This is a genomic window from Sinomonas soli (assembly GCF_054782415.1).
Genome location: NZ_BAAGSN010000041.1, coordinates 1 through 3,433, shown reverse-complemented (window position 1 = coordinate 3,433; position 3,433 = coordinate 1). Strand labels below are relative to the sequence as shown.

The 3,433-nt window shown below is 67.8% G+C and carries 7 protein-coding genes; all 7 read left to right on the top strand.

Going from position 1 to position 3,433, the window contains the following annotated elements:
• Positions 1-544 precede the first annotated feature (544 nt).
• Positions 545-856 (top strand): hypothetical protein, encoded by a 312-nt coding sequence (locus ACYVKZ_RS20990; RefSeq protein ID WP_460994415.1) that lies wholly within the window; start codon positions 545-547, stop codon positions 854-856.
• Positions 853-1,578, top strand: coding sequence for a hypothetical protein (locus ACYVKZ_RS20985; RefSeq protein ID WP_460994414.1), 726 nt, complete (start codon positions 853-855; stop codon positions 1,576-1,578). Before ACYVKZ_RS20990 ends, ACYVKZ_RS20985 begins: the two co-directional genes overlap by 4 nt.
• The gene (locus ACYVKZ_RS20980; RefSeq protein ID WP_460994413.1) at positions 1,571-1,831 is read left to right on the top strand and encodes a hypothetical protein; all 261 of its coding nucleotides are present in this window, start codon (positions 1,571-1,573) and stop codon (positions 1,829-1,831) included. The genes ACYVKZ_RS20985 and ACYVKZ_RS20980 overlap by 8 nt, the downstream gene beginning before the upstream one ends.
• Before the next feature lie 122 nt (positions 1,832-1,953).
• The gene (locus ACYVKZ_RS20975; RefSeq protein ID WP_460994412.1) at positions 1,954-2,253 is read left to right on the top strand and encodes a hypothetical protein; all 300 of its coding nucleotides are present in this window, start codon (positions 1,954-1,956) and stop codon (positions 2,251-2,253) included.
• A gap of 137 nt (positions 2,254-2,390) precedes the next feature.
• The gene (locus tag ACYVKZ_RS20970) at positions 2,391-2,843 is read left to right on the top strand and encodes an HNH endonuclease (protein WP_460994411.1); all 453 of its coding nucleotides are present in this window, start codon (positions 2,391-2,393) and stop codon (positions 2,841-2,843) included.
• Between the two features lie 45 nt (positions 2,844-2,888).
• A complete protein-coding gene (locus ACYVKZ_RS20965) occupies positions 2,889-3,101 on the top strand; it encodes a hypothetical protein (RefSeq protein WP_460994410.1) in 213 nt (70 codons plus the stop codon).
• Positions 3,098-3,433, top strand: a 336-nt coding sequence (locus ACYVKZ_RS20960; RefSeq protein WP_460994409.1) for a hypothetical protein, incomplete at its 3' end; no start/stop codon positions are given. The genes ACYVKZ_RS20965 and ACYVKZ_RS20960, both read left to right, overlap by 4 nt.

Sequence of the window (3,433 nt, the reverse complement as noted above, 5' to 3'; positions counted from 1 at the left end):
TCTCCGTGTCGACGGTTCAGTGGCTGCGCGAGCACGACTACGTCCGGCGCCTCGGCATCAAGGTCCCGGCAGCGACCGAGGGCATGCGCCCCGGTGACCACGCGGGCGACGGCTACTCCCGGCCCGCACCCACCACCTCTGGCGACGGAAGCAAGCCCGGCCAGACGCAGGACCAGAGCAACGGTGAACCCGGCCCCGACAGCGAAGGCAACGGCACCTCCGGCCTTCACACCCAGGGCGACGGCTCCACCGGCCCACACACCGCCCACGGCGACGGCGACACCGGCCAAGGCGGAACAGACGCAACGGAAAGCGGGACAGCAGTCACGCCCGGCGTCACAGATTCAGCAGGAATCGAGCAGGATCGACCAATTCTGGCGAATCCTGACCAATCGCCTGACTTCGGGATCCGGATAAGCCGGGACGGGTCGGGGCGGGTCGGGCCGGGACGGGACGGAACTGGAAGGGCCGGGGCGGGCCTGCCGCCCACCCCACCAGCCCCTGCTCCCAGATCGAAGAAGCGCACTAGACCGAGGAGGAGAAGATGACCACGAGCATTCCCCTGCCTGATTCCCTGACGTTCGCTGCTGCCTACCTGATCGAGGATCAGGACCTGCACGTGGCCGAGCTCTCCGTCGAGGCCTGCCGGCGTTGGGTAGAGGACGCCTACCGGCTCGGCTACACGACGGCCCGGGTCGCGGGCGGGTGCAAGGTCGAGGTGCTCGACGTCGACGATGTCCCCTGGATCATGGTCTCGGCCGAGGTCCGCAAGGTCAGCGAGGGCGCCCGTGCCGAGCTCGGGCAGGTGCTGCAGCTGCCGGCCCCTGTCGAGGCGGCTGCGAGGAGGGCTGCATGACGGCGACGGTGGTGGACCTCAGATCCCTGCCGGCGAACTGGCGTCTGGCGAAGCGGTACCCGGTGGTCCAGGAGGGCCGGGTGCGGATGGTTCCGTACGAGCTGGCGCGCAGGGTGGTCCGGTTCTCGGGGTACTGCGTCGGGGTGCACGACGGCGGGCAGGTGGCTGCCGAGCCGGGGTCGTGGCTGTGCTGGCGCTGCACGGATAGCCTGCGGAAGGCACTGCTCGGGATCGAGGAGCGGTGGCAGGTGCTGCAGGAGATGCTCCACCCGGCGGGTGGGGGAGGGAGCGAGGTCCGGTCGAAGTCTGTGGACCCTGCTGTCCCGCTGGCGCTCGAGTACGTCGAGGCCTCGGCCATGGTCGACGCGGCCGTGCGTGGGCTGGTGTCGCAGCTGATCGAGGACCGTCCGGACCTTCGCCTGGTCGGCGGCGAGAACACCGGCCCGGTCGCGGGGCTCATCGCCCGCTGGCACCTGCAGTGGATGACGGCGCACCCGTCGAGCTCGCTCGTGGCCGCGGCCCTGCCCGAGGTGTGGGATGCGTGGGGCTCGATGCCTCAGCCTGCCCGCGAGCTCAAGGCCCACGGCCGCTGCCCGAACCGTGCCTGCATCGGGTCGCTGCGGCAGCGCTCGGCGGAGCTTCTCGTCTGCGACGCCGATCCTGCCCACACCTTCCCGCTCAGCCGGTGGGTGGAGATCGCGAAGGTGAGGCGCCGTGGGTAGGCCGGCCGGGTGGCTCGACATCGACGACGTCCGGAAGCTCAGCGGCTGGTCGAAGCGCTGGGCCCGGGAGGTGGCGAAGCGCGACGGCTGGCTCGCGCTGAACACGAAGCCGAAGCTGTACGCCGAGCGGGACGTGCTCGCCTCGCTGGGCACCCATCGGGACCACGCGGTCGAGCAGCACCTGCTCGGCAAGTACGTCGGGCCGAAGGGCCGACACGCCGGGGGAGGGCGCGTCCTGACAACTGATAGTTGACGGAGTGTAACTTAGCTCTTGATGGTGATGTAGTGTCACCGAATCCGGGAAGCCCGGTCCGCAGACCCCTAACTGCAGACCGGGCTTCCCTCATGATCGGGCGCGGATCGGAGGCAGCTCCGGTGACGAACGGCTTGCACATCCCACCGTGGTCGGGGCGCCGCCGCCAGGACGCGCTCGTCCGGGTCAAGGCCGAGGGGCGACGGGCCAACGCCGCGTGCTGCATCTGCGACCAGAGCATCGACTACTCGCTCGAGTACCCGCACCCGCAGTCGTGCAGCGTGCAGCACGTGATGTCGAGGAAGCAGTTCCCCGAGCTCACGTGGGAGCCGAGCAACTGGAAGCCAGCGCATCTCGACTGCAACAAGGGTGCCGGCATCCAGCGGGAGGAGAGTCTCGGGCTCGTCTCCGAGGACTGGTGAACCCGGGAAAAATCTAGGACCCCGAAGCCTGGGACCCTTCGCCGGGTGAGCGTCCTCCCTCCCCCGAATTTCAGAATAATCCCCGTGATTCCGCGGTTTTTGGCGGTGAAAACGGACCCCCGGGGAGGTGTAGGCGCGTGAGTGTCGCTATGTGCCCGGAATGCCAGGAGCCGTTTGAGAAGTCTCACCCGCTCCGGGTCTTCTGCTCTGAGAAGTGCCGATATCGCAACCGCGACAGCAGGCCCCACAGGAGAGAGTACGACCGGCGCCGACATCGTGAGGGTTGGGCAGCAGGCGTTCCCGCGTACAACCGGCCGAGGAAGCCCCGCAAACGCGCCGAGTTCTATGGGGTGGAGTACGAGCCGATCGACCCGGTGAAGGTCTTCGAGCGAGACGGCTGGATCTGCGGAATCTGCGGCGGTGCAGTTGATAGCGCGCTCGTATACCCGGATCCCCTCTGCGCCAGCCTCGACCACAGGATTCCCTGGACAGACGGGGGCAGCCACCTGATGGAGAACGTGCAGTGCTCGCACCTCGTGTGCAACCTGCGCAAGGGGTCGAAGAGCCTGGAGGATGCACGATCGACCTGAGATAGGGCGCGTTGCGCTCGCCGACTTGCCGAAGGAGCCTCCGCCATGCCGAATCTGCCGAACAAGATCACGATCGACCTCCGCAAAGGCGCCGAGCCGGTCATCGTAGACGGCCAGCCGTTCCCCTGGCACATCAGCGCCGAGGACTCGCTCGACGTGCAGCTCTTCGACACCGGCAAGGGCCTGCCGTCCGTGCGCCTCACACTGATGGCGGACAACGTCGAGGTCATTCCCGCCGATCCTGAGGACGACCAGTGAGCAACCTCGCAGACTTCCTCGCTGAGGAGGCGATCAACGTCGCGTACGCGGCCGGCCAGGTCGGCGTCATCACCAAGCACACGACGGTCGCCTTCAACACGATCATGGAGGCTGGCGGCTCGTTCATCGAGTCCTTCTCGAAGGTCAACGGTGCGGAGCGGATCTCCATCGGCGAGGGCGACATCCGGTTCTTCAACCCAGAACGCAGTGGCCGCGTGCGAGGAAGCAGCTTCAGCCTGATCCTCGTGGACCTGGGAACGTGCGACCAAGACGTGATCCGAGAGGCCGCGCCAGCACTCGCCTCCACTGGCGGCAACCTCGTGGGTTACTAC

What these genes read in the sequence shown, in the direction of transcription:
- ACYVKZ_RS20990 (WP_460994415.1), top strand. Translation starts at nt 545, where the DNA reads ATGACCACGAGCATTCCCCTGCCTGATTCCCTGACGTTCGCTGCTGCC.
- ACYVKZ_RS20965 (WP_460994410.1), top strand. Translation starts at nt 2,889, where the DNA reads ATGCCGAATCTGCCGAACAAGATCACGATCGACCTCCGCAAAGGCGCC.
- ACYVKZ_RS20985 (WP_460994414.1), top strand. Translation starts at nt 853, where the DNA reads ATGACGGCGACGGTGGTGGACCTCAGATCCCTGCCGGCGAACTGGCGT.